This window comes from Bradyrhizobium sp. th-b2, assembly GCF_000426785.1.
Lineage (GTDB): Bacteria > Pseudomonadota > Alphaproteobacteria > Rhizobiales > Xanthobacteraceae > Bradyrhizobium > Bradyrhizobium septentrionale.
On record NZ_KE384569.1, the window covers coordinates 17,552 to 41,663 of the forward strand.

General features: G+C 65.7%; 20 protein-coding genes. 11 read left to right on the forward strand and 9 right to left on the reverse strand.

What is annotated here, in order from left to right:
• Positions 1 to 301 precede the first annotated feature (301 nt).
• From K359_RS0148395 to K359_RS0148405, 3 genes are all read right to left on the reverse strand, one after another.
• Complete coding sequence (locus tag K359_RS0148395) at positions 302 to 1,096, reverse strand: IclR family transcriptional regulator (RefSeq protein WP_029085300.1); 795 nt, start codon at positions 1,094 to 1,096, stop codon at positions 302 to 304.
• A gap of 204 nt (positions 1,097 to 1,300) precedes the next feature.
• Entirely contained in the window at positions 1,301 to 3,019 is a 1,719-nt protein-coding gene (locus K359_RS0148400; protein WP_029085301.1) for an FAD-dependent oxidoreductase, read from the reverse strand.
• 10 nt (positions 3,020 to 3,029) lie between these two features.
• Positions 3,030 to 4,232 (reverse strand): ABC transporter substrate-binding protein, encoded by a 1,203-nt coding sequence (locus K359_RS0148405; RefSeq protein WP_371261270.1) that lies wholly within the window; start codon positions 4,230 to 4,232, stop codon positions 3,030 to 3,032.
• 347 nt (positions 4,233 to 4,579) lie between these two features.
• On the opposite strand from K359_RS0148405, the gene K359_RS0148415 reads away from it, so the two are divergent.
• Positions 4,580 to 5,509 (forward strand): aspartyl/asparaginyl beta-hydroxylase domain-containing protein, encoded by a 930-nt coding sequence (locus K359_RS0148415; protein ID WP_029085304.1) that lies wholly within the window; start codon positions 4,580 to 4,582, stop codon positions 5,507 to 5,509.
• Between the two features lie 140 nt (positions 5,510 to 5,649).
• On the opposite strand, the gene K359_RS63975 is transcribed toward K359_RS0148415, so the two are convergent.
• Positions 5,650 to 5,805, reverse strand: a complete 156-nt coding sequence (locus tag K359_RS63975) for a hypothetical protein (protein ID WP_165124580.1) — start codon at positions 5,803 to 5,805, stop codon at positions 5,650 to 5,652.
• Between the two features lie 449 nt (positions 5,806 to 6,254).
• Here K359_RS63975 and K359_RS0148425 point away from each other — a divergent pair, with 449 nt between their 5' ends.
• Positions 6,255 to 7,946, forward strand: coding sequence for an NAD-dependent malic enzyme (locus K359_RS0148425; protein ID WP_029085305.1), 1,692 nt, complete (start codon positions 6,255 to 6,257; stop codon positions 7,944 to 7,946).
• A gap of 36 nt (positions 7,947 to 7,982) precedes the next feature.
• Here K359_RS0148425 and K359_RS0148430 read toward each other — a convergent pair whose 3' ends face one another.
• A complete protein-coding gene (locus tag K359_RS0148430; protein ID WP_063619013.1) occupies positions 7,983 to 8,240 on the reverse strand; it encodes a hypothetical protein in 258 nt (85 codons plus the stop codon).
• A gap of 206 nt (positions 8,241 to 8,446) precedes the next feature.
• Here K359_RS0148430 and K359_RS0148435 point away from each other — a divergent pair, with 206 nt between their 5' ends.
• A complete protein-coding gene (locus K359_RS0148435; protein ID WP_029085307.1) occupies positions 8,447 to 8,668 on the forward strand; it encodes a hypothetical protein in 222 nt (73 codons plus the stop codon).
• Positions 8,669 to 8,734: 66 nt separating this feature from the next.
• Here K359_RS0148435 and K359_RS0148440 read toward each other — a convergent pair whose 3' ends face one another.
• The gene (locus K359_RS0148440; RefSeq protein ID WP_029085308.1) at positions 8,735 to 9,436 is read right to left on the reverse strand and encodes a fumarylacetoacetate hydrolase family protein; all 702 of its coding nucleotides are present in this window, start codon (positions 9,434 to 9,436) and stop codon (positions 8,735 to 8,737) included.
• Between the two features lie 165 nt (positions 9,437 to 9,601).
• On the opposite strand from K359_RS0148440, the gene K359_RS0148445 reads away from it, so the two are divergent.
• Positions 9,602 to 10,780 (forward strand): dipeptidase, encoded by a 1,179-nt coding sequence (locus tag K359_RS0148445; RefSeq protein WP_029085309.1) that lies wholly within the window; start codon positions 9,602 to 9,604, stop codon positions 10,778 to 10,780.
• 26 nt (positions 10,781 to 10,806) lie between these two features.
• Here the strand turns inward: K359_RS0148445 and K359_RS0148450 are convergent, their stop codons facing one another.
• Positions 10,807 to 12,618 carry an ABC transporter ATP-binding protein gene (locus K359_RS0148450; RefSeq protein ID WP_029085310.1) on the reverse strand — a complete coding sequence of 604 codons (1,812 nt, stop codon included), beginning with the start codon at positions 12,616 to 12,618 and terminating at the stop codon, positions 10,807 to 10,809.
• A gap of 108 nt (positions 12,619 to 12,726) precedes the next feature.
• Positions 12,727 to 13,740, reverse strand: coding sequence for a UDP-glucose 4-epimerase GalE (gene galE, locus K359_RS0148455; protein WP_029085311.1), 1,014 nt, complete (start codon positions 13,738 to 13,740; stop codon positions 12,727 to 12,729).
• Between the two features lie 86 nt (positions 13,741 to 13,826).
• On the opposite strand from galE, the gene K359_RS0148460 reads away from it, so the two are divergent.
• The gene (locus K359_RS0148460) at positions 13,827 to 14,918 is read left to right on the forward strand and encodes a glycosyltransferase family 4 protein (protein ID WP_371261271.1); all 1,092 of its coding nucleotides are present in this window, start codon (positions 13,827 to 13,829) and stop codon (positions 14,916 to 14,918) included.
• Here K359_RS0148460 and waaF read toward each other — a convergent pair.
• Positions 14,900 to 15,964 carry a lipopolysaccharide heptosyltransferase II gene (waaF, locus tag K359_RS0148465; protein WP_029085313.1) on the reverse strand — a complete coding sequence of 355 codons (1,065 nt, stop codon included), beginning with the start codon at positions 15,962 to 15,964 and terminating at the stop codon, positions 14,900 to 14,902. The genes K359_RS0148460 and waaF overlap by 19 nt on opposite strands.
• A 136-nt stretch (positions 15,965 to 16,100) precedes the next feature.
• Here waaF and rfaD point away from each other — a divergent pair, with 136 nt between their 5' ends.
• The 6 genes from rfaD to K359_RS0148495 all read left to right on the forward strand — a co-directional run bounded on the left by rfaD (position 16,101) and on the right by K359_RS0148495 (position 24,059).
• Positions 16,101 to 17,081: an ADP-glyceromanno-heptose 6-epimerase gene (gene rfaD, locus K359_RS0148470; protein ID WP_029085314.1), complete on the forward strand. Its 981-nt coding sequence runs from the start codon at positions 16,101 to 16,103 to the stop codon at positions 17,079 to 17,081.
• A 17-nt stretch (positions 17,082 to 17,098) separates the two neighbouring features.
• Positions 17,099 to 18,571 carry a D-glycero-beta-D-manno-heptose-7-phosphate kinase gene (gene rfaE1, locus K359_RS0148475; protein ID WP_029085315.1) on the forward strand — a complete coding sequence of 491 codons (1,473 nt, stop codon included), beginning with the start codon at positions 17,099 to 17,101 and terminating at the stop codon, positions 18,569 to 18,571.
• A gap of 8 nt (positions 18,572 to 18,579) precedes the next feature.
• A complete protein-coding gene (locus tag K359_RS56780) occupies positions 18,580 to 19,860 on the forward strand; it encodes an O-antigen ligase (RefSeq protein ID WP_035978658.1) in 1,281 nt (426 codons plus the stop codon).
• 84 nt (positions 19,861 to 19,944) lie between these two features.
• The gene (locus K359_RS0148485; protein WP_029085316.1) at positions 19,945 to 21,858 is read left to right on the forward strand and encodes a nucleoside-diphosphate sugar epimerase/dehydratase; all 1,914 of its coding nucleotides are present in this window, start codon (positions 19,945 to 19,947) and stop codon (positions 21,856 to 21,858) included.
• A gap of 48 nt (positions 21,859 to 21,906) precedes the next feature.
• Positions 21,907 to 23,121 (forward strand): glycosyltransferase family 4 protein, encoded by a 1,215-nt coding sequence (locus tag K359_RS0148490; RefSeq protein ID WP_029085317.1) that lies wholly within the window; start codon positions 21,907 to 21,909, stop codon positions 23,119 to 23,121.
• Entirely contained in the window at positions 23,118 to 24,059 is a 942-nt protein-coding gene (locus K359_RS0148495) for an NAD-dependent epimerase/dehydratase family protein (protein WP_029085318.1), read from the forward strand. Before K359_RS0148490 ends, K359_RS0148495 begins: the two co-directional genes overlap by 4 nt.
• Positions 24,060 to 24,112: the final 53 nt, after the last annotated feature.

Below are 24,112 nucleotides of genomic sequence, written 5' to 3' on the forward strand. Positions count from 1 at the left end.
GGGCTTGCGCCGTCAGGCAACTCAGTGATTGGCGTGTGAGGGACGCACCGGCGGAAGGGTTCCCTCTCCCCTTGCGGGAGAGGGTTAGGGAGAGGGGTGCCACACGGCGCGCTGTCTCCGTATCGTTGCGGCGACAAGCAAACGATTTTGCGAGAGTGATGTCATCATCAATTATCTCGCCCCGGGGCCACCCCTCTCCCCAACCCTCCCCCGCAAGGGGGGAGGGAGCCTGACCAGCGTGCTCACCATTTCTCGGGTACGCAATTGCGTACCTGGGGATGACGTCGGAAAAGGCCCAGCGTCACTCCGATGCCCGCACCGAACCGTGCCCGAGCTGCCGCGAGATGTCGCCTGCACAATCGCGCAGCGCGGCTGCGATGGCGCTGTCCCAGCTCGCGTCGAAGGTGCCCTCCGGACCCATCGCCGTGATCACCAGCGCGACGTGGCCGGCGTGATCGAACACCGGCGCGGCGAAGGCGTTGACGCCGGGCAGGGGATCGCCGATTGCGCGCGCGAGCCCGCGGCTTTGCACCTCGGCAAGCATCTCCGTGGTCTTGGCGCTGATGGTCTCGCGTTTCGGATTGTAGCCGACGCCGAGGCGATCGAGCCCGCTCTCGAGCGCCGTCTTGACGGCGTTCGGCGGCATGAAGGCGGCGAAGGCGCGGCCGGTCGCGGTCTCCAGCAGCGCCACCACCGACCCGACGCGCATCGCGATGTGCACAGGGTGGCTCGGCTCCTCGAGCCGCACCACAGTCGCGCCGTGGGTGCCCCAGACCGACAGCGACACCGCGTGATTGATGCTGTTGGCGAGCGCGGCGATCCGCGGCGTCGCGATCCGCACGGCGGAGAGCCGGCGCAGGCTGATCAGGCCGAGCTCGAGCGCCAGCGCCCCGATCTCGTAACGGCCGGTGGTCTCGTCCTGCTCGATCAGGCCGATGCGAGAGAAACTCACCAGATAGGGATGCGCCTTGGCCGGCGGCATGCCGGCCTCGCGCGCGAGATCGCGCAGCATCATCGGTTCGCCGCTGCGGGCGAGCGCGCGGAGCAATTCCCCGCCGACCTCGATCGACTGTATGCCGCGGCTTTCTTTCGTCATGTGGCCCTGTTCGCGTGCCGGATTTGCACCTAGCAAGAAACCACGCCGTCCGCGAGACGTCGATGAGTCCTTGTGCATCACATTCGTCCCCACCCCGTCATCCTGAGGAGCCGCGAAGCGGCGTCTCGAAGGATGAACTGCCCGGCTAGTGGCCGTCGATCCTTCGAGACGCGCGCAAGAGCGCGCTCCTCAGGATGACGGGACTCACAGCGTGCTCCTTTCCTGAGTTGCGCCGGCGATGTGCTTGCCCGCGATGTAGCCGAAGGTCAGCGCGGGCCCAAGCGTGATGCCGGCGCCGGGATAGTTGCCGCCCATGATGCTCGCCATGTCGTTGCCGGCGGCATAGAGACCCGCAATCGGTTGGCCGTCGGCGTCGAGCGCGCGGGCATTGGCGTCGGTCCGGATACCGGCATAGGTGCCGAGATCGCCGATCACCATCTTGATGGCGTAGAACGGCCCCTGCTGGATCGGCGCGATGCAGGGATTGGGTCCGTGCAGCGCGTCGCCCTGGTAGCGGTTATAGGCGCGCGAGCCCTTGCCGAAGGCGGGATCGCGTCCCTCGGCGGCGGTTGTGTTGAAAGCCGCGACGGTTGCCTCAAGCGCTTTTGCCTCGATGCCGGCCTGCGCGGCAAGCTCCGACAGCGTCGCGCCGCGCTTGAGATAGCCGGTCTTCAGATGATGGCCTGTTGGCATCGGGCGCGGCGGCACGCAGCCGAGGCCGTATTTGCGCAAGGTCGCGTGATCGCAGAGCAAGAAGGCGGCGATCTCCTCGCCGGGCTTCGCCGCCTTGATCATCTCCTGCACGAAGTCGTGGTAGGAATTGCCTTCATTGGCAAAGCGCCGGCCGTCGCGCATCACCGCGATCACGCCGGGCTTGGCGCGATCGATAAAGTGCGGCATCACACCCTTTGAGCCGTCCTTGCGCGTCGTGACCGAGACCGGCACCCAGGCCGCGGCGTTCGGCAGCGAATCCTCGACGCAGCCGCCGGCGGATTCTGCGAGACGCAAGCCGTCACCGGTGTTGCCTGTTGGTCCCGGCGAGTAATGCTCTTTTCCGGTCGGCGCATGCGGAAACATCTTCTGCCGCCGCGCGACGTCATGGGGGAAGCCGCCGCAGGCGAGCACCACGCCGCGCTTCGCATTGACGCGGATGGTGCGGCCCTCGCGCACCACGATCGCGCCGCGCACCACGCCGTTCTCGACGATCAATTCGCGCACCGGTGAATTAAGCCAGAGCGGGATCTTGAGGTCGAACGCGGATTTCGCCAGCCGGCCGGCCAGCGCATTGCCGTTGGTCAGCGTCATGCCGCGGCCGTTGCGCATCACGTCGATGGCGTGTTTCGACAGCCGCTTCGCGACATAGGCCGCCGAGGTCAGCGACCGCGTCGCGCGCATGAAATGCACGATCTCCTTGCCGGAGCCGAGCATCATGCCGAACACGGTGAGCTCGGGCAGGGGGCTACCGAGATCCTTGAGGGCGCCGCCGAGCTCGTGGCCGTCGAACGGCCGCGTCACCATCGAGCGGCCGCCCTGCGCGCCGCCGGGCGCTTCCGCATGATAGTCCGGGAAGGTCAGCGGCATGTCGAAGCGCACAGCCGTGCTGGTGGTGAAGAAGTCGACCGCCTTCGGCCCTTCGGTCAGGAACGCATCGACGCGCGCGGCGTCAAAGCTGTTGCCGGCCTCATGACGCAGATAGGTCCTGGCCTGGTCGGGGCTCTCCGCGATGCCCCAGGCCTTCGCCAGCGAGGTGCCGGGAATCCACAGCCAGCCGCCGGAGCGCGCGGTGGTGCCGCCGAAGCGCGGCTCCTTCTCGACGACAAGGACCTTCAGGCCGTGATGGCCCGCTGTGACCGCCGCCGACAGCCCGGCGCAGCCGGAGCCGACGACCAGTGCGTCGCATTCATACGTTTCTTCGTTGGCCACGCGATCGATCCTATTTCTTGAGCAGCGGGCACTTCGACTCGGAGACCGGACGATAGGCGTCCTCGCCCTTCACCGTCTTGATGATGTCGAGATAGTCCCACGGCTCCTTGGATTCCGAGGGCTTCTTCACCTTCGCCAGATACATGTCGCGGATGACGCGGCCGTCCTCGCGCAACTTGCCGCCATGCACGAAGGTGTCCTCGATCGGCAGCTCGCGCATCTTGGCCATCACCGCTTTCGGGTCGTCGGTGCCGGCGGCCTGGATCGCCTTGAGATAATGCAGCACCGAGCCGTAGACGCCGGTCTGAATCATGGTCGGCATCACGTTGGTGCGGGCGAAGAATTTCTTCGACCAGGCGCGGGTCTTCTCGTCCATGTTCCAGTACGACGCCGTCGTCATGTAGGTGCCCTGCGCGGCGTTGAGCCCGATCGCATGCACGTCGGTGTCGAACATCAGGAGGCCGACCAGCTTCTGGCCGCCCTGCACGAGGCCAAACTCGCCGGACTGCTTGATCGAATTGTCGGTGTCCTGGCCGGCATTGGCGAACGCCACCACGTCGGCCTTCGAGCTCTGCGCCTGCAGCGCAAAGGAGGAGAAGTCGGCGGTGTTGGTTGGATGGCGCACGCTGCCGAGCACCTTGCCGCCCATCTCGTTGATGAAGCGGGTCGCGTCCTTCTCGAGCTGCTGGCCGAAGGCATAGTCCGCGGTGATGAAGTACCAGGACTTGCCGCCCTCCGCGATCACCGCCGAGGCCGTCACTTTCGATAGCGCGTAGGTGTCGTAGGTGAAGTGCACGGTGTTGGGGCTGCACAATTCATCCGTCAGCGAGCTCGCGCCGGGGCCGGACAAGAGCGCGATCTTGTTGCGCTCGCGCACCATGTTGTGCACGGCGATCGCAATGCCGGAATTCGGGATATCGACGACGGCGTCGACCTTGCCGTTGTCGAACCAGCCGCGCACGACCTGCACGCCGACGTCGGTCTTCATCTGGTGGTCGGCCGAGATGATCTCGATCGGCTTGCCGAGCACGGTGGGGCCGAACTCCTCCACCGCCATTTTGGCCGCCTCGACCGAGCCCGGGCCGGAGTTGTCGCGTCCCCAGCTCGACAGGTCGGTCAGCACCCCGATGCGCACGACGTCGTCGGAAACCTGGGCATGAGTGACGGATGTCATTGCCGCGAGAATGGCTGCCGCCAGAACGTGTCTCATCATTCCTCCCTATGGATGTCCGCGCTCTTCTGGCGGGTCATCGCAAGATTAGTAATTATCTAATCATTTTGTCAATGGCGAATAATGAGTGTGTGATTGTTGCCACACGGTTGCTCCTTCGAATGAGGCGGCGCTTCACATTCGGTGAGCGTACGCTTAGATGGCTCATCCGGGACGGCACCGCGGCAGGGCTTCTGGCCCACGCCGCAGTGCCAAGTCAGGATGAAACAAGGGAGTTTTCGCGGACGGCGTTGCGCTTCGCCGCCCGGGGCTAAGCCGCCCATCAAGGGTCTAGGCTGCTACGGGGCGGTGCATGGAGAGCATCGGCGCGCTGCGATCATAGACGGATCATGTTGAGACAGCTCTTCGCGCCGCAGCTCGTCATTCTCTACGTGCTGGTGGCCTCTACGCTCTACGTTCACTTCCGCGGCAAGCAGCGGTTGCGGTTCGCCCGCCAGCTCGGCGACCACTCGACCTACCTCGCGCCCTACAATGTGCTGATGTATGCGGGCTCGGCGGTAGCAAACACGCCGGTGATCCCGGTCGAACAGTTTCCCGAGCTGAAGAAGCTCTCCGACAATTGGGAGACCATCCGCGACGAGGCGACCCGCCTGTTCGACGAGGGCTTCATCTGCGCCGCCGCCAAGAACAACGACTGGGGCTTCTATTCCTTCTTCAAGAGCGGCTGGAAGCGCTTCTATCTGAAATGGTACGACGACTTCCTGCCGTCGGCGCGCACGCTGTGCCCGAAGACGGTGGAGCTGCTGAACTCGATCCCGAATGTGCACGGCGCGATGTTCGCGATGCTGCCGCCCGGCGGCAAGCTCGGGGCGCATCGCGATCCCTTCGCCGGCTCGCTGCGCTATCACCTCGGCCTGGTGACGCCGAACTCGAATGAGTGCCGCATCCTGGTCGACGGCGTCGAATGCGTCTGGCGCGACGGCGAGGCCTTCATGTTCGACGAAACCTTCATCCACAGCGCCGAGAACAAGACCGACGTCAACCGCATCATCCTGTTCTGCGACGTCGAGCGCCCGATGAAGTACGGCTTCATGACCAGGATGAACCGCTGGGTCAGCCACAACATCGTCAAGGCGTCGGCCACCCAGAACGTCGACGGCGAGTATGTCGGCGCGCTGAACAAGGTGTTCGGCAAGCTCTACGAGCTCCATCTCGCCAGCCGCAAGGTCAAGGAGTGGAATCGGAACGTGTACTACACGCTGAAGTATTCCGTGACCGCGCTGATCCTCGGCCTGATCGTGGTGTCGGCGCTGCGGTGATTGCCGAAGGCGTAATCCGCCGCGTCGTGCGGAAGCATGGCGGATTACGCTGCGCTGATCCGCCCTTCAAAATGCAAAAGCCCGGAGCGCGCTCCGGGGCTTTTCTCGGGGGCGTGAGCTTTGGGACGTCGCAGCCAAAATCAGTCGCGTTCGAAGACCTTGGCGCCGGGGTAGACCCGCCGGGCATACGCGACGACCGACTCCCGGTCCTGAGTCTCCAGGAACGGAGTTCGGATCTTGCACGACCCGACGATGAGGTGCCACAGGCCATTAAGCTTCTGAATGTTGACGATCATTTCAGTGTTCCTCGAAGTACCCGCATGCGTGACAGTCTTGCGATTCACGCCTCGGAGCAGTGATCCTGATCACAGATTCGGGAACACAACGCGCCCGCTGTAGAACGAGGATTGCTATTGTTAGTCGCGCCTCCCGAGAGAGAAGTTCTTAGCTATTTGCGCATCCGTTGCAGTACCCTGGAGCATAAGAATCTCTCTCCGTCGCTCAATTGTACGAGCGTCAGCACAGGTCATGACAAGGAATGGGGAAGTTATACCAACGTATGTTGATCTCGGTCCGCTTGAGTAGCCGGAATGCGTTGCCGGAGACCGGATGACCGCTCGTCGCCCCTTGTCATCGCCCCTTGGCCAGCATTCCGCCTTGCGTAGCACGACGCCCTTCGCTCTCCGATTCGTTGCACTGAAGTGATACAGTCGCATCAGGCATCCGCATTGAGGGAACCCTTGTCATGTCCGAGACGTCAGGAGCTTTCGCGACCACTGCGCTGAGCGGCTATGAACTGCTCGCCGATCCGCAGCTGAACAAGGGCACGGCGTTCTCCGAGGCCGAGCGCGAGGCGTTCGACCTGCATGGCCTGCTGCCGCCCAATGTTGCGACATTGGACGAACAGGTCTCGCGCCGGCTGCAGGCGCTGCGCGGCTTCGAGAACGATCTCGAGCGCTACGCTTTCCTGCGCGAATTGCAGGACACCAACGAGACGCTGTTCTATGCGCTGCTGGTCGAGAACCTCGAAGAGCTGCTGCCGATCGTCTACACGCCGACCGTCGGCGCCGGCTGTCAGCAGTTCAGCCGGCTGTTCCGCAAGCCGCGCGGGCTGTTCCTCTCGATCCCGCACAAGCACCGCATCGACCGCATCCTGGCGCAGCCGCGCTTCGATCATGTCGAGGCGATCGTGGTGACCGACGGCGAGCGCATCCTCGGGCTCGGCGACCAGGGCGCCGGCGGCATGGGTATCCCGATCGGCAAGCTCTCGCTCTACACCGGCTGCGGCGGGCTGCATCCGGCTACGACGCTGCCGATCTTGCTCGACGTCGGCACCGACAATCCCGACTGCCTGGCCGATCCGCTCTATATCGGCTGGCGCAACGAGCGCGTCCGCGGCCAGGAGTATGACGACTTCATCGAGGCCTTCGTCTCTGCGGTGACCAAGCGCTGGCCGCGCGTTCTGTTGCAGTGGGAAGATTTTGCCAAGAACAACGCGACGCGCATGCTCGAGCGCTATCGCGACCGGCTCCTCACCTTCAACGACGACATCCAGGGCACCGCGGCGGTGGCGACCGGCGCCTTGCTCTCCGTGATCAACGTCACCGGCGTGCCGCTGACCGAGCAGCGCGTCGCCGTGCTCGGCGCGGGCTCGGCCGGTTGCGGCATCGCCAGCCTGATCCGCGCCGCGATGGTCGACGCCGGCCTGTCGGAGAGCGAGGCGGCGAAGCGCTTCTTCATGGTCGACCGCGACGGGCTATTGCTCGAGGGCATGAGCGGGCTCGCGCCGTTCCAGCTTCCCTTCGTCCAGGACAAGCAGGCGATCGCCGGCTGGAAGCTCAGCCATCCCGACAAGATCGCGCTGCTCGACGTCGTCCGCAACGCCAGGCCGACCGTGCTGATCGGCGTGTCCGGTCAGGCCGGCGCGTTCTCCGAGCCGATCGTCCGCGCGATGGCCGAGTGCAACGCGCGTCCGGTGATCTTCCCGCTGTCCAACCCGACCTCGCGCGAGGAAGCGACGCCGGTCGATATCGAGGCGTGGACCGAGGGGCGGGCGCTGATCGGTGTCGGCAGCCCGTTCCCGCCGATCACCCGCGACGGCGCCCGCTTCAAGGTCGACCAGACCAACAACTCCTACATCTTCCCCGGCGTCGGCGTCGGCGCGCTCGCAGTCGGCGCTGTCAGGGTCAGTGACGGCATGTTCATGGCCGCGGCGAAGGCGCTGGCCAGCGTCTCGCCGGCCCGCAACAACCCGAAGCACAATCTGCTGCCGCCGGTCAGCGCGCTGCGTGACGTGTCGCTGACGGTTGCGCTCGCGGTGGCGCTGCAGGCGCACAAGGAAAGGCTCGCCAAGGACATTCCGATCGACCAGGTCGAGGCGCGCATCCACGCCAAGGTCTGGACCCCGCGCTACGTGCCGTATCGCCGCACGCCCTGATCGCGAACGGCGGTCGCGTTCCGCGGCGTCGGTGTGCTAGCAGCCGCGGCAAATGCCCTTGATCTTGCGGTCGACGATTGCGTCCTCCTGATCGAGGGTTTGCAGCGACGCCGATGTCGCGGCGGGAATGTCGGCGGCGCGCGGCTGGCGATGGCCGACCGGCGCCGACCATGGCCTGGTCGCGGTTTCGTTCGATGCGTATGCGCCGGGTGCCTCGACCGTCGCAGCGAAGGAAGCGGTCGCCATGGCTGCGGAGAGAATTGCAGCGAGGCCAAGTTGCCGGAAGTCGATCATGAAAACCTCCATACAGTCATCGCCGCGTTGCGCGCGGCTCTGATAGACGGAGGCGTTTTGTCATTCCGATATTCCTCGCTCCGCCGAACGTGATGACGCGCTCGCGGTTCGGTGATCGGGCCGGAGGAAATATTCTTCGAACTGTCACGGTCATTGGTCACAGGAGCCGAACTTGGTCGGCTTCATCCATCGTGCGGAGAAACCCAATGACCAAATTGACCATCGCGACGCTTGCGTTGATTGCGGCAGCTGCGTTCTCGGCTCAGGCGTTCGCCGCCGGCAACAATGCTGCGATGCGGCGCGCCCATGCTCAGGCGACGACAACGGTCGGCAGCAAGTCCACCGATTGCGTGCGCGCGCCGAATGTCGGATCGTTCGCAACCGCGCCCTTCACCGAGCCGCCCTGCATGCCCGGCACGATGCGCTGAGCGCGCCCAGCAAAAAGCCCCGGACCGCGAGGTCCGGGGCTTTGCATCATCTCTTGTGCGGTCTGCCTATTCCGGCTTGCCGATCGACACCTTGAGCGTGCCGACGCCGTCGACACCGCATTCGAGCTTGTCGCCGGGCTGTAGCTGCGAGACGCCGGCCGGCGTGCCGGTCATGATGATGTCGCCGGCAGCGAGCTTCACTTGCTGCGAGAGCTGCCAGATGATCTCCGGCACGTTCCAGATCAGCTCGGTGAGGTCGCCCTTCTGCGCTTCCTTGCCGTTGACGGTGAGCCAGATCTTGCCTGCGGTCGGGTGGCCGATCTTCGCGGCCGGCTGGATCGCGGAGCAGGGCGCGGAATAGTCGAACGACTTGCCGATCTCCCAGGGCCGCTCCTTCTTGCGCGAGGCGATCTGCAGGTCGCGGCGGGTCAGGTCGATGCCGACTGCGTAGCCGTAGACATGCTCGAGCGCCTTGTCGGCGGGAATGTTCAGCCCGCCGCTCTTCATCGCCACCACCAGCTCGACCTCGTGATGCAGGTCCTTGGTCAGCGGCGGATAGGGGATCGTCGCGCCATCGGGCACCAGCATGTCGGCATGCTTGCCGAAGAAGAACGGCGGCGCACGCTCGTCATTGCCCATCTCCCTGATATGCTCGAGATAGTTGCGGCCGACGCACCAGATGCGGCGGACCGGATAGGTGCCGGATTCGCCGACGACGGGAAGCGAGGGCTGCGGGGGAAGCGGAATGACGGTGGAGGCGGCGTTCATGAACGGGTCCCGGAGGGTTGAAGGAGGGAGCGCGGGCCGTATTTACGCGGTTACGGCGCTGGGGGCTAGGGGCTGCGGCTGCACCAGGCGCAGATGTGAGGCCAGCTTTCCGCTGAGCGCACCCGCGACGAGCGAGCGCGAGCGGTGAGGCCCAAGGGGATGTTCATGAGGAGATGGCTTTCAATCGGCCTTGCTCTGATCGCTATGGCTCTGGTCGCCGCCGCCGTCCGGTTTTTCACGGTGACCCCGGAACGGATCGACCGCGGACAGAACAAGGTGCAGCGCGTGGCGCTGGAGATCACGCCCGCCGCCCGCGCCTTGCAGGCGACGCTCGACGTCGCCGACATGCACGCGGACAGCCTGCTGTGGAAGCGCGACCTGATCGCGCGATCCGATCGCGGCCACATCGACCTGCCGCGGCTGATCGAGGGGCACTACGCGCTCCAGGTGTTCTCGTCGGTCACCAAGTCGCCGAAGGGCCAGAACTATGACGCCAACGGCGGCGACACCGATACGATCACCAATCTCGCCATCATCGATCTGCAACCGCCGCGGACCTGGTTCTCGCTGCTGCAGCGTTCGCTGTGGCATGCCGAGAAATTGCGGAGCTTCGCCGAGAACTCCGGCGGACGGCTTCGCCTGATCACGACGCCGGCCGACATCGATCGCCTGCTTGCCGACCGCAAGAACGGCGTGACGGCGGTGGGCGGCATGCTGTCGATCGAGGGCCTGCAGAACATCGAGGGCAACATCGGCAATCTCGACGTGCTCTACGCCGCCGGGTTCAGAATGGCCGGTCTCGCCCACTTCTTCGACAACGATGTCGCGGGCTCCATGCACGGCGTGGCCAAGGGCGGACTGACGCCGCTCGGCCGCCAGGTCGTGCAGCGGATGGAGGCGCTCGGAATGGTCGTCGACCTCGCCCATGCCAGCCACGCCGCGGTCGCCGACGTGCTGGCGATGGCGACGCGCCCGGTGGTCTCAAGCCATGGCGGCGTGCAGGCGACCTGCAAGGTCAACCGCAACCTCACAGACGATGAAGTCAGGGCGGTCGCGCGGACCGGCGGCGTGATCGGCATCGGCTACTGGCAGGGGGCGGTCTGTTCGCTCGATCCGAAGGATGTCGCGCGGGCGATCGCCCATGTCCGCGGCCTCGTCGGGATCGACCATGTCGGCCTCGGCTCGGATTTCGACGGCTCGACCACCACGGCATTCGATGCGAGTGGGATCGTCGCCGTGACCCAGGCCTTGATGTCGAGCGGATTCTCCGAGGACGACATCCGCAAGGTCATGGGCGGTAATGTTTTGCGCGTGCTGCACGCAGGCCTTGCCGCCAAGGGATGAGAAAGAGATGAGAAGGGATGAGCCGCTTAGCCGGTGGCGCTGATCGGCGCCAGGGCCACCGGGGAGGCGTCCTGACGGTGCTGCAGCCGGAAGAACGAGGCGTAGCGGCCGCCGCGGCGCAGCAGATCGTCATGGCGTCCGCGCTCGACGATCTCGCCGCCCTCGACCACCAGGATCGCATCGGCATGCATGATGGTGTGCAGGCGGTGCGCGATCACGATCGTGGTGCGGCCCTGGCAGAGATGCTCGATCGCTTCCTGCACCTGCTTCTCGGACTCCGAATCGAGCGCGGCGGTGGCCTCGTCGAGCAGGATGATCGGCGCGTTCTTGATCAGCGCGCGGGCGACTGCGATGCGCTGGCGCTGGCCGCCGGAGAGCTGGGTGCCGTGCTCGCCGACCGGCGTGTCATAGCCGAGCGGGAAGCTCATGATGAAGTCGTGCGCGCAGGCGGCCCTGGCGGCGTCGATGATCTCGGCCTCGCTGGCGTCAGGCTTGCCGAAGGCGATGTTGGCGCGGATGGTGTCGCGGAACAGATAGACGTCCTGGCCGACATAGGCGGTCTGCCGGCGCAGCGATCTGCGCGACACCGACGAGATCGACTGTCCGTCGATCAGGATCTCGCCCGCTGGCGTCTCGTAGAAGCGCAGCAGCAGCGCGAGCACCGTCGACTTGCCGCCGCCGGAGGGGCCGACCAGCGCGGTGACCTTGCCGGGCTCGGCCATGAAGCTCATGCGGTTCAGCACCGGCTCGCCGGGGCGATAAGCGAAGCTCACGTCGCGCAGCTCGATCCGCGCGTCGGAGAGTTTCAGCGCCGGCTTGTCGTCGTCGGTCTGCTCGCTTGCCGGGCTGTCGACGACCTCGAGCAGCATCCGCGCGCCGACCAACTGGCTGTTGAGGTCGATGTTGAGCCGCGCCAGCCGCTTGGCCGGCTCGGTCGCCATCAGGAAGGCGGTCAGGAATGTGAAGAACTGGCCCGGCGTGGAACCGAGCGCCACCACGCTATAGCCGCCGTACATCAGGCAGCCGGCGACCGCGAAGCCGCCGAGCATCTCCATCAACGGGTTGGAGCGGTTGGCGACCCGCGCCATCTTGTTGGCGTTGCGCTCGACGATCGCGATGTTCTCGTCGATCCGCTGCTGCATGGTGTCTTCCAGCGTGAACGCCTTCACGGTGCGGATGCCCTGCAGCGATTCCTGCATCGTCTCCATGATGTCGGCGGTGCCGGTGAACTGGTTGTAGGCGAGGCCCTTGATCCGCTTCACCAGCCTGCGCAGCATCAGCATCGCCGGCGGCACCGCCACGAGCCCGATGAACGACATCAGCGGGTCCTGCCAGACCATCACGGCGAGCATGCTGATCAGCATCAGGAAGTCGCGGCCGATCGCATTGACCAGCATGTTGAGCACGTCGGTGATCGACTTGGCGCCGGCGGTCAGCCGCGCCAGGAATTCCGACGAGTGCCGCTGCGAGAAGAAGCCGATGCTCTCGCTCATCAGCTTGGCGAATAATTGCCGCTGGTTCTGCGCCAGGATGGCGTTGCTGATCTTCGTCAGGATCACCATGTGGCCATAGGTCGCCACGCCTTTGATGAACAGCAGCACCACAGTGATCCCGGCGAACATCGCGATGCCGGGAATGTTCTTGTCGACATAGGCCTGGTTGATCACCTGTCCGAGCACGTAGGTGGCGCCCGCCGTCGAGCCCGCCGCAACGGCCATCAGGGCGAACGCCGTCAGATAGCGCCGCCAGTAGGTAATCCCCTGTTCCATGACCAGGCGGCGAATCAGGACCGCCGCGCCGTAGGGATCGTCGGTAATTTTCTTTGGAAACTGAGCCATCCGCGGTCCATTGACGGCGGGCCGTGCCGGCCGTCAGGTTGCGGGACCTCATTGCCCGCTTGGCGGGGCTTTTTCAAGCCCAATAACGGCTTGATAACGGCTTGATTTTTAGGCCGATTCTGCCTGTCGCGCGGGGCCGCCGCGCTCCCGGAACAGCTTCTCCTCCCAGGCCAGCGCATGGGTTGCGATGGTCTCGAGATCATCGTAGCGCGGCGTCCAGTCGAGAGCTGAGCTGATCCTCGTGGTGTCGGCCACCATGGTCATGATGTCGCCGGGCCGGCGTGCGGCATAGGCGACGGCGAAATTGCGCATCGAGACCCGGCGCACCGTCTCGATCGTCTCGAGCACGGAATAGCCGCGGCCATAACCGCAGTTCAACGTCACCGATTGCCCGCCGGCGCGCAGATAGGACAGTGCCGAGCGATGCGCTTCGACGAGGTCGCTCACATGGATGAAGTCGCGCACGCAGCTGCCGTCCGGCGTCGGATAGTCGGTGCCGAACACGTCGATCTTGGCGCGCTGGCCGGTCGCGGCCTCGACCGCGATCTTGAGCAGATGGGTGGCGCCGACGGTGGCGAGGCCGACGCGTCCCTTCGGGTCGGCGCCGGCGACGTTGAAGTAGCGCAGCACGACGTAGCTCATGCCATGGGCAGAGGCGACATCTTGCAGCATGATCTCGGTCATCAGCTTCGAGGAGCCGTAGGGCGACAGCGGACGGGTCGGCGCGATCTCCGGCACCGGCACCTGGTCCGGATTGCCGTAGACGGCCGCGGTCGAGGAGAAGATGAAGCGGTTGACGCCGCCCTTCACCGCGGCATTGAGCAGGCTGCGCGTCGTCATGGTGTTGTTGCGATAGTAGCCGAGCGGATCGCGCATCGAGTCCGGCACCACCACGGAGCCTGCGAAATGGGTGATGCTGTCGATGCTGTGCTGTGCGATCACGCCCTCGACGAGGTTCTCGTCGCCGGCATCGCCGATGAACAGCGGCACGCCGTCGGGCAGGAACGCGGAGAAGCCGGTGGAGAGATTGTCGATCACGACGACGCTCTCGCCGGCATCGACCAGTGCATGAACCATGTGACTTCCGATATAGCCGGCGCCGCCGGTCACGAGCACAGTCATGGATAGAGCTCTCCCGATATCTTTGGCCGGCGATGCTAGCGGGAGCGCGGTGAAGAGGGGGTTTCGAGCGGGCCGATCTGGCCACTATGCTTAATGTTGCGTATAGGAACTGGCGCGAAACGGAGACTTGCGTGCCGATCGAGAACACACCTGCGCCCGAGCTCGAGCTCATCGTGCCCAATCTGCACCGGCGCTATTCCGGTGTCACCGCGACCAACCGCATGGTCGCGCCGAAGCTTGCCAAAATGTTTCGCGCGGCATGGCTCGGCTCGCATCGGCCCGACGGCATCGACGCTATGGGATTTGCCGATCTGATGCGGTTGTGGCGGCGCGCGTCGCCATTGATCTGGCATGCGCGGCGCAATGACGAGATGATCGCGGGACTCGTGCTGCGTGCGCTCGGCTGGCCGCTCAAACTGCTGTTCACGTCGGCCGCGCAACGTCATCACACCTGGCTGACGCGCTGGCTGATCCGCAACATGGATGCGATCATCGCGACCAGTCCGCTATCGGCGTCGTATCTGAAGCGCGAGGCCACCGTGGTGATGCATGGCGTCGATACCATCAGCTACGCTCCGCCGGCCGATCGTGCGGCGGCCTTCGCCGAGAGCGGATTGCCGGGGCGCTATGCGATCGGCTGTTTCGGGCGGGTGCGCGCGCAGAAGGGCAGCGACGTGTTCGTCGAGGCGATGTGCAGGCTGCTGCCGCGCTATCCCGATTTCACCGCCGTCATCGTCGGCGCCGTGGTGCCGGAGCAGCAGATCTTTGCCAGCGAGCTGAAGCGGCGCATCGGGGCGGCCGGCCTGCAATCGCGCATCATCATCACAGGTGAACTGCCGATCGAGGATGTCGTGCGCTGGTACCAGCGGCTGACGATCTACGCCTTCACCTCGCGCAACGAAGGCTTTGGTTTGACCCTGATCGAGGCGATGTCGGCAGGCGCGGCGCTGGTCGCGGCGCGGGCGGGCGCTGCCGAGTTCGTCGTCGAGAATGGCACGACCGGCGTGCTGACGCCGACCGGCGACGCCGACGCGCTGGTGGCCGCGCTCGAGCCGCTGATGCGCGATCCGGCGTCGGCAGCGGCGATGGGGGCGCGGGCCCGCCAACGAGTTGTGGATAAGTTCAGCCTCGATGCGGAAGCGCGCGCAATTGCGGCGGTCTATCGCACGTTGATCTGAGCCAGCACGCGTTGCGCGATATCGACGACCTCTTCGGCTGCGATGTCGCGCATGCAGCGATGGTCGTTCATGGTGCAGACCGTGCGCTGACACGGCTGGCACGCGAGCTTGCTCCTGGTCTGCCGCACCGTTGCGGCGAGGGGATTGAGCGGGGCCCAGAGATAGGGGTCGGTAGGGCCGAAGATGCCCATGGTCGGCGTGCCGATTGCGGCCGCGATGTGCATCAGCCCGGAGTCGTTGGCGATGGCGACATTGGCCGCGGCCATCGCCAGCACACCGTTGCGCAAATCGGTGCCGGTGAGATCGCGGACCCGTGCGCCGGCGGCGGCGGCGATCTCCTGCGCCAGCGCCTTCTCGCCGGGGCCGCCGACCACCCAGACGTCGAAGCCACGCTCGGCGAACAGGCGCGCGGCTTCCGGATAATAGGTCCAGCGCTTGGACGCACCGACCGAGCCGGGCCCGAGTGCCACGGCGGGGCCAGTGCCGAGGCCGTTGGCCTGCCGCCAGCGCCCGATCTCGTCGGCGGGAACCCGGAGCTGCGGCACCGGCCATTCGCCCGGGCGGGGGGCGCCGTCGGGCAGCGCCAGCACGGCGTTCTTGTCGATGAAGCGCGGCAGCTTCCTTTCGCCCCAGCGCATGGCATTGATCAGGCCGAATCGCGCCTCGCCAAAGAAGCCGACCCGCTCCGGGATCCCGGCCAGCGCCGGCGCGATGGCCGACTTCCAGGTGCGCGGCATCACCAGCGCGGTGGCGTAGTTCCGGGAGCGAAGCTCGGCAGCGAGTTCCCGCTGCTTGCCCAAGGCCAGCCGGCTGCGCGGCAGGTCGTAGACGAGCCCGGCGCGGACACCCGGCATATAATTGACCAAAGGCGCGCACAGGCTTGACGTCAGCAGATCGACCGGCCGATTGGGCCAGCGCTTGCGGAGAACCCGGACCACGGTGTGGCCGCGCACGAAATCCCCAATCCAAACATAGGGTACGATCAGGATAGGTCTGCTATCCTCCGTATCCTGTGTTTCGATATCAGATATTGAATCAATATTCATTTCTAAAGGGGCCAGGACCGGGGTCGGACGCGGCCAAGTCGGTAACTGGTTCGCGATTAGAGGTAAAGCCGTCGTTGCCTGTGGCGCCGGAGTGGGGCAAAGCTGGCGGCCCAAAGGAATCTGGCGGGATTTCATCATGTTTCTGGTAACCGGGGGTGCTGGTTTTATCGGGTCGAACGTCGTGGCCGCGTTGAACGACGCCGGGCGCAGCGACGTCGCGGTCTGCGATATCCTCGGGCACGACGGCAAGTGGCGGAACCTGGCCAAGCGTCAGCTTGCCGACGTCGTTCCCCCGGCCGAGCTCGGCGACTGGCTGAAGGGACGGCAGCTGGACGCTGTCATCCATCTCGGCGCCATCTCGGAGACCACGGCGACCGACGGCGATCTGGTGATCGAGACCAATTTCCGGCTCTCGATGCGGCTACTCGACTGGTGCACCGCCAATGCCACGCCGTTCATCTATGCCTCCTCGGCCGCGACCTATGGCGACGGCGAACGGGGGTTCGACGACGACGGGTCGGTCGAGGCGCTGAAGCGGCTGCGGCCGATGAACCTGTACGGCTGGAGCAAGCAGCTGTTCGACCTTGCGGTCGCCGAGCGCGTGGCGAAGGGCGAACGGCTGCCGCCGCAATGGGCCGGGCTGAAATTCTTCAACGTGTTCGGCCCGAACGAATATCACAAGGGCGCGATGATGAGCGTGCTGGCGCGTCGCTTCGACGACATCAGGGCAGGCCGCGTCGTGCAGCTGTTCAAGTCGCATCGCGAGGGCATCGCCGATGGCGATCAACGCCGCGACTTCATCTATGTCGACGACGTCGTGCGGGTGATGATGTGGCTGATCGCGACGCCGCGGGTCTCCGGGCTGTTCAATGTCGGCACCGGCAAGGCGCGCAGCTTCAAGGACCTGATCGTCTCGGCCTATGGCGCGCTCGCCCTGCCGCCGAACATCCAGTATGTCGATATGCCGGAGCAGATCCGCGGCAGTTACCAGTACTTCACCCAGAGCGTTGTCGATCGTCTCGGGCGCGCCGGATACAATGGCGGCTTTACTCGGTTGGAAGACGCGGTCGGGGCCTATGTGAAGGGCTTTCTCGACCGCCCAGATCGCTATCGCTAAGCGGATCAGTGTGACAGATGTTCGATTTTGAAGCGATCTCGCGTGCGATGTCCGGTCAGACCGTGCTCTGCGTCGGCGACCTCATGCTCGACGAGTTCGTGTACGGCGAAGTGTCGCGAATCTCGCCGGAGGCGCCGGCGCCGGTGATCGCGGTCAGGCGCAGCGAGACCAATATCGGCGGCGCCGGCAACGTCGCGCGCAATATCGCCGCGCTCGGCGGGCGCTGCATCTTTGTCGGCCTGATCGGCGAGGATGCCGCCGGCACCGCGTTGAGCGAGGCGCTGGCGAAGGAGGCCGGCATCGAGACCGTGCTGGTGCGCGACGCCGCACGGCCGACCACGCGCAAGGTACGCTTTGTTTCCGAACAATTCTCGACCCACATGCTGCGCTCCGATTGGGAGCTCGCCGCGCCGGCGGCGCCCGCCATCGAGCAGCAGCTGATCGATGCGATCCTGCCGCATCTTGCGCGTGCCGACATCGTGCTGCTGTCCGACTACGCCAAAGGCGTGCTCACCGCGCGCGTGATCCGCAACGTGATCGACGCCGCGCGCCAGGCGAAAAAGCGCGTCATCGTCGATCCCAAGAGCGCCAATCTCGCGATCTATCGCGGCGCCACCGTGCTGACGCCGAACCGGAAGGAATTTGCCGAGGCGACCCGCAGCCGCGCCGACAGCCAGGACAGCATCGCCCAGGCCGCGCCCGATGCGATGTATCTCGCGGATTGCGAGGCGATGCTGGTGACGCAGGGCGAGCGCGGCATGACGCTGGTGACGCGGGACGGCGGCTCGATCCATGTGCCGGCGCTGCCGGTCAAGGTGCGCGATGTCTCCGGGGCCGGCGATACCGTTGCGGCGGCGCTGGCGCTGGCGCTGGCGGGTGGTGCCGACTGGGACGGCGCGCTGCGGATCGCCAGTGCCGCGGCGGCGGTCGCGGTCGGCAAGACCGGGACCGCGATCGTCAGGTCCGCCGAATTGCGGCGACGGATCCTGCCGCACGCCTCGCTCGCGGCCGAGGACAAGATCGTGCCGGCCGGCGGCGATATCGATGCGCATCTCGAGGAATGGCGCAAACAGGATCTGCGCATCGGCTTCACCAACGGCTGTTTCGACATCCTGCATCCCGGCCACGTCAAGGTGCTGACCGCCGCGCGCAGCACCTGCGACCGCTTGGTCGTAGGGCTGAACAGCGACGCCTCGGTGCGGCGGCTGAAAGGCGAGGGGCGTCCTGTGCAGAACGAGCGCGCCCGCGCCGAGGTGCTGGCGGCGCTGGAAGCCGTCGACCTTGTCGCGATCTTCGAGGAGGACACGCCCATCAATCTGATCACGAAGGTGCGGCCGACCGTGCTGGTCAAGGGTGGCGACTACACCCGCGAGCAGGTGGTCGGCCACGAGATCGTCGAAGCCGCCGGCGGCGAGGTTGTGCTGGTCGAAATCCTGCCCGGCCACAGCACCACGTCGCTGGTTGCCCGGGCCCGTGAGGGCAAGGCGTGAGCGCGAGCGTGGCATCTCAGGCAGGCGCCGCGGCGTGCCCAGCCTGGCGCGATCCGGCGCGCTGGCACACCACGACCGATGTGGTCGCGGTGCTGATCGCGCTGTCGCTGCCGTGGTCGACCTCGCTGGTCGGCATCTTCGGCGTGGTGCTGCTGATCGCGATTGTGCCGACGGTCGACCTGAGGGCGTTCTGGACGCTGCTGAAGCGGCCGATCTGCGTGGCGCCGATCGCGCTGTTCTGCCTCGCGCTGGTCGGCACGCTCTGGTCGGACGCCGCATGGGGCGCGCGATTCTACGCGGTCGGGCCGACGGCCAAGCTGCTGGTGCTTCCGGTGCTGCTCTATCATTTCCAGCGCTCGACGCGCGGGAGCTGGGTGTTCGTGGCCTTCGTCGTGTCCTGCACGCTGTTGATGGTGATGTCCTGGCTGGTGTTCGCCTATCCCGGCCTCGCATTGAGGGCGCCTGGTCCTGGGGAGCAGGGAGTCTTCGTCAAGAACTACATCAACCAGAGCCAGGAATTCACGCTGTGCGCGGTCGGGCTCTCCTATCCGGTCGTCATGCTGTTGCGGGAAAAACGGGTCCTGCCGGCCGTGCTGCTGATCGCGATTGCGCTCAGCCTGTTCGCCAACATGGCGCTGGTGGTGGTGTCGCGGACCGCGATGGTGACGGTTCCGATCATGTTCGCCGTGTTTGCGCTGCTCCATCTGCGCTGGCGCAGCATCATCCTGATCGCTTGCGCGACCGTCGCGTTGTCCGTGGTGGCGTGGTATGCGTCGCCGCAATTGCGCTGGACGGCCGAGTCATTCCAGCGTGACTACAAGCTCTACATGGAGCGCAACGAGCCGACGTCGATGGGTTTGCGGCTGGAATTCTGGCGCAAGTCGCTCGGGTTCTTTGCCGAGGCCCCGCTCGTCGGCCACGGCACCGGCTCGACGCGCGGCCTGTTCGAGCGTGTCGCGGTCGGCGGTGAGACCCAGGCTAGCGGCGGGGTGATCGGCAATCCTCACAATCAAACGTTGAACGTCGCCGTGCAGTGGGGCATTCTGGGCGTCGGCATACTTTACGCCATGTGGCTGTTGCATCTCTTGCTGTTTCGCGGCGACGGTCTCGCCAATTGGATCGGACTCCTCGTTGTGGTGCAGAATATTTTTACTTCGTTGTTTAATTCACACATCTTCGACTTTCACGAAGGCTGGATGTATGTGCTGGGCGTCGGGGTTGCCGGCGGCATGGCGTTGAAGGGGCGATTGGGGACTGATATGGAACCCGAACCTCCCGTCGGTCCATGATCGCTGGCAAGGGCTGTGCAGATACGCTATCAGCCTGCCAATGTCCCATCGCGAACTCCCAGCTGCCGGCAACCCGTCTGTTAGATGACGCGTCTTTCACAATTCACCCTGCGCAACTTCCTGATTATGGCGCATGACGCGCTGGCGACGACGTTTGCGTTGCTGGCGAGCTTTTATCTGCGTTTCGAGGGCAGCCTCCTTACCGACCGGCTGCCGCACCTGCTGCGCATTCTGCCCTGGTTCGTGCTTTTCAGCGTTGCGGTCAGCTATTTCTCCAACCTGACCACGGCGAAATGGCGCTTCACCTCGCTGCCCGACGCGGTGAATATCCTGCGGGTCGCGGCGGTGCTGACGCTGGCACTGGTCGTGCTGGACTATGTCTACTTCTTCACGGGATCGAGTTCGCAGAGTCCGGTGTTCCTCGGCCGCGTCACCATCATCCTGTTCTTCTTCCTGGAAGTGTTCGCGCTGAGCGCGTTGCGCATCGGCTATCGTTATTTCCGCTATTCGCGCACGCGCCTGCATGCCCGGTCCGACAACGCCGCGTCTGCGCTGCTGGTCGGACGCACCGCCGACGCGGAAGTCGTGCTGCGCGGCATCGAGAACGGCGCCATCAAGCGGCTCTGGCCGGTCGGCGTGCTCTCGCCGTCGAACGCGGATCGCGGCCAGATGATCCGCAACATTCCAGTAGTCGGCGGCGTCGATGACATCGAGGCCGTGATTCGCGACTTCGAGACCCGCCAGCGGCCGATCAAGCGCGTGGTCATGATGCCCTCGGCGTTCGAGCCGGAGGCGCATCCGGAGAGCGTGCTGATGCGCGCCAAGCGGCTCGGACTGATGGTCAGCCGCCTGCCGTCGCTGGAAGGCGGCGATGCGCCGCGGCTCACCAATGTCGCGGTCGAGGACCTGCTGCTGCGGCCGAGCCAGAAGATCGACTACGCGCGGCTCGAGGCGCTGGTGCGGGGCAAGTCGGTGATCGTGACCGGCGGCGGCGGCTCGATCGGCGCGGAAATCTGCGACCGGGTCGCGACCTTCGGCGCGGCGCGCCTCTTGGTCGTGGAGAACTCCGAGCCGGCGCTCTATGCGGTCACCGAGGCACTGTCCGCGCGCGACACCGGCGCCGCGATCGAGGGCCGGATCGCCGATATCAGGGATCGCGAGCGCATCACGCGCCTGATGAGCGAGTTCAAGCCCGACATCGTGTTCCATGCCGCGGCGCTCAAGCATGTGCCGATCCTGGAGCGCGACTGGAGCGAGGGGGTCAAGACCAACATCTTCGGCTCGGTCAACGTGGCCGACGCCGCGCGCGCGGCGGGCGCCAGCGCGATGGTGATGATCTCGACCGACAAGGCGATCGAGCCGGTGTCGATGCTGGGCCTGACCAAGCGTTTTGCCGAGATGTATTGTCAGGCGCTGGACCATGACCTGATGACCGAGGCCAAGGGCAAGTCGCACATGCGGTTGATCTCGGTGCGGTTCGGCAACGTGCTGGCGTCCAACGGGTCGGTGGTGCCGAAGTTCAAGGCGCAGATCGAGGCCGGCGGACCGATCACGGTCACCCATCCGGACATGGTTCGCTACTTCATGACGATCCGCGAGGCCTGCGATCTCGTGATCACTGCGGCCACGCACGCGGTGACGCCGGCGCGGCCTGACGTCTCGGTCTATGTGCTGAACATGGGACAGCCGGTGAAGATCGTCGATCTCGCCGAGCGGATGATCCGGCTGTCGGGCCTGCAGCCCGGCGTCGATGTCGAGATCGTGTTCAGCGGCATCCGTCCCGGCGAGCGGCTGAACGAGATCCTGTTCGCAAGCCAGGAGCCGACGCTCGAGATCGGCGTCGCCGGCGTGATGGCGGCGAAGCCGAACCAGCCCCCGATGGCGACGCTGCGCAAGTGGCTCGCGGCGCTGGAGGATGCGATCGCGAGAGATGACCGCGTCACCATCCACGCCGTGCTTCAGGATGCCGTGCCCGAGTTCGGATCGAATGCCGCCTGACCGCGCCGTCCTGCGCACGATGAGGCAAGACCGTTTCGAAAGCCATTGATGCCCAGTTCTCGAAAAGTCGTCGTCGTCAGCCAGCACTATCCGCCGGACCACAGCACGACCGCCGCGATCATGGCCGCGATCGCCGAGCGGATCGCGCAGGAGGCCGAGGTGATGGTCGTCTCCGGCATGCCGGGCTCGGCGCAGGCGTCCGCGCCCGGGCGGCCCGTCGTCGTCGAGATCAGGAACTGGCTGCCGGGCAAGGCCGCGCTGATCAAGCGCGCATTGGCCGAGGCGCTGTTCACCGGCCGGATCTTCTTTGCGCTGCTGTCGCGGCTGCAGCGCGGCGACGTGGCGCTGACCGTGACCGCACCCTTCGCGCTGCCCTATGCAGTTGCCGCCGCGGCAAGGTTGAAGGGGGCGCGGTCGGCGCTGATCCTGCACGACCTGTTTCCCGACGTGCTGGTGATGGCCGGGCTGCTGCGGCCGACCTCGCTGGTGGCACGGGCGATGCGCGCGATCAACGCGCTGATGTTCCGTGCCTTGAACGCGGTCATCGTGATCGGCCGCGACGCCGAAAAACTGTTGCTGCGGTATGGCGGCATGACACCTGAGAAGATCAGGTTCATTCCGAACTGGGCCACGCTCACCCCGGGCAACCGTCCCGTCAGTCCCGACAATCCGTTTCGCAAGGCCATCGCCGCCCGCTTCGTCGTCGGCCTGTCCGGCAATCTCGGCTTCACCCACGATCCGGACATCGTGTTCGAGGCCGCGCGGCTGCTGCAGGATGAGACCGACATCCATTTCCTGCTCTCGGGCTGGGGCATGGGCTTCGCGCGTCTGAAGGACCTTCAGGCCGCGTCGCAACTCGCCAACGTCACGCTGGTCGACCGCGTCGCCGACGGCGAGCTGGATGCGCTGCTCTCCAGCGCGGACGTCTGGCTCATTCCCTATCGCAAGAACGTCGCCGGGGTGTCGGTCCCGAGCCGGTTCTACAATTTGCTTGCGGCGGGACGGCCTGTCATCCTCGTCTCCGAGCCCGAGGCGGAGGCGGCGCTCACCGTCAGCGAAAACCGGCTGGGCTGGGTCGTGACCCCCGAGCGGGCCGATCAACTCGCCGATGCCGTCAGGCTGGCGTCGCGATCGCAGGACACCGCGATGGCCGAGCGCGCCGTCGCGACCGCTCGGACTTTCAGCCCCGAGCGGGCGCTGGCGAGCTATGCTGCGCTGGTTCGGGAGCTGCTCTCCAATCGCGATGCGGAGCGGACGGCATGAAGGATGGTCGGCGGACGGTTCTGGTGACGGGCGCGAGCGGCTTCGTCGGTCGCCATGTGGTGCCGGTGCTGGCGCGCAACGGCTGGCTGGTGCGGCGCGCGGTGCGGACCCCGCCGCAGGATGCAAACGACGTGGCGATCGGCTCGCTCAGCCCGGCCACCGATTGGCGCGCCGCGCTCGATGGCGTCGACGCCGTGGTTCATCTTGCGGCCCGCGTTCACCAGCAGTCCGACGAACAGGCGATCGAGCTCTACCGCAACGTCAACATCGAGGGCACGCTGCATCTGGCGCGTTCGGCGGCCGCTGCCGGCGTGCGGGATTTCATTTTCGTCAGCACGATCCTGGTGCATGGGCGCAGCAATTACGGGCGTCCGCCGTATCGCGAGGACGATGTGCTGACGCCGCGCGGTCTCTACGGAAACTCGAAGGCGGCCGCCGAGGTCGGTTTGAAGGAAATCGTGCCGGGCAGCGGCATGCGAGTCACCGTGATCAGGCCGCCGCTGATCTACGGCGCCGGCGCGAAGGGAAATTTCGACCTGCTCAAGCGCGCGGTGATGAATCGCATGCCGCTTCCGCTCGCTTATGTGAAGAATCGCCGCGCGTTCCTGTCGGCGGAAAACCTGGCGTCGTTCATCCTGCATCGGTTGTTGCAACCGGGACATGATTTCGAGGTGTTCCTGGTGGCTGACCGCGAGCAGGTCTCGACGCGGGAGTTCGTCGAGCGCCTTGCCCGCGCGGCGCAAACCTCGCCGCGCCTGTTCTGGCTACCGCAGCCGCTGTTGAAGGTGCTGCTCGGGATCAGCGGCCGCAAGGAAGCCTATGACAGCCTGTTCGCCTCGCTCGAACTCGATCTCTCCAAGGTCGCGAGCACCGGATGGCAGCAGCCGATCAGCCTCGACGAGGGGCTGCGGCGCGCGCTGAGCCGGACCGATATCTGATCCAATCTCCCTGTTTGAGCATGATCTCCGCGCAAACGCTTCGCGTTTGTCGC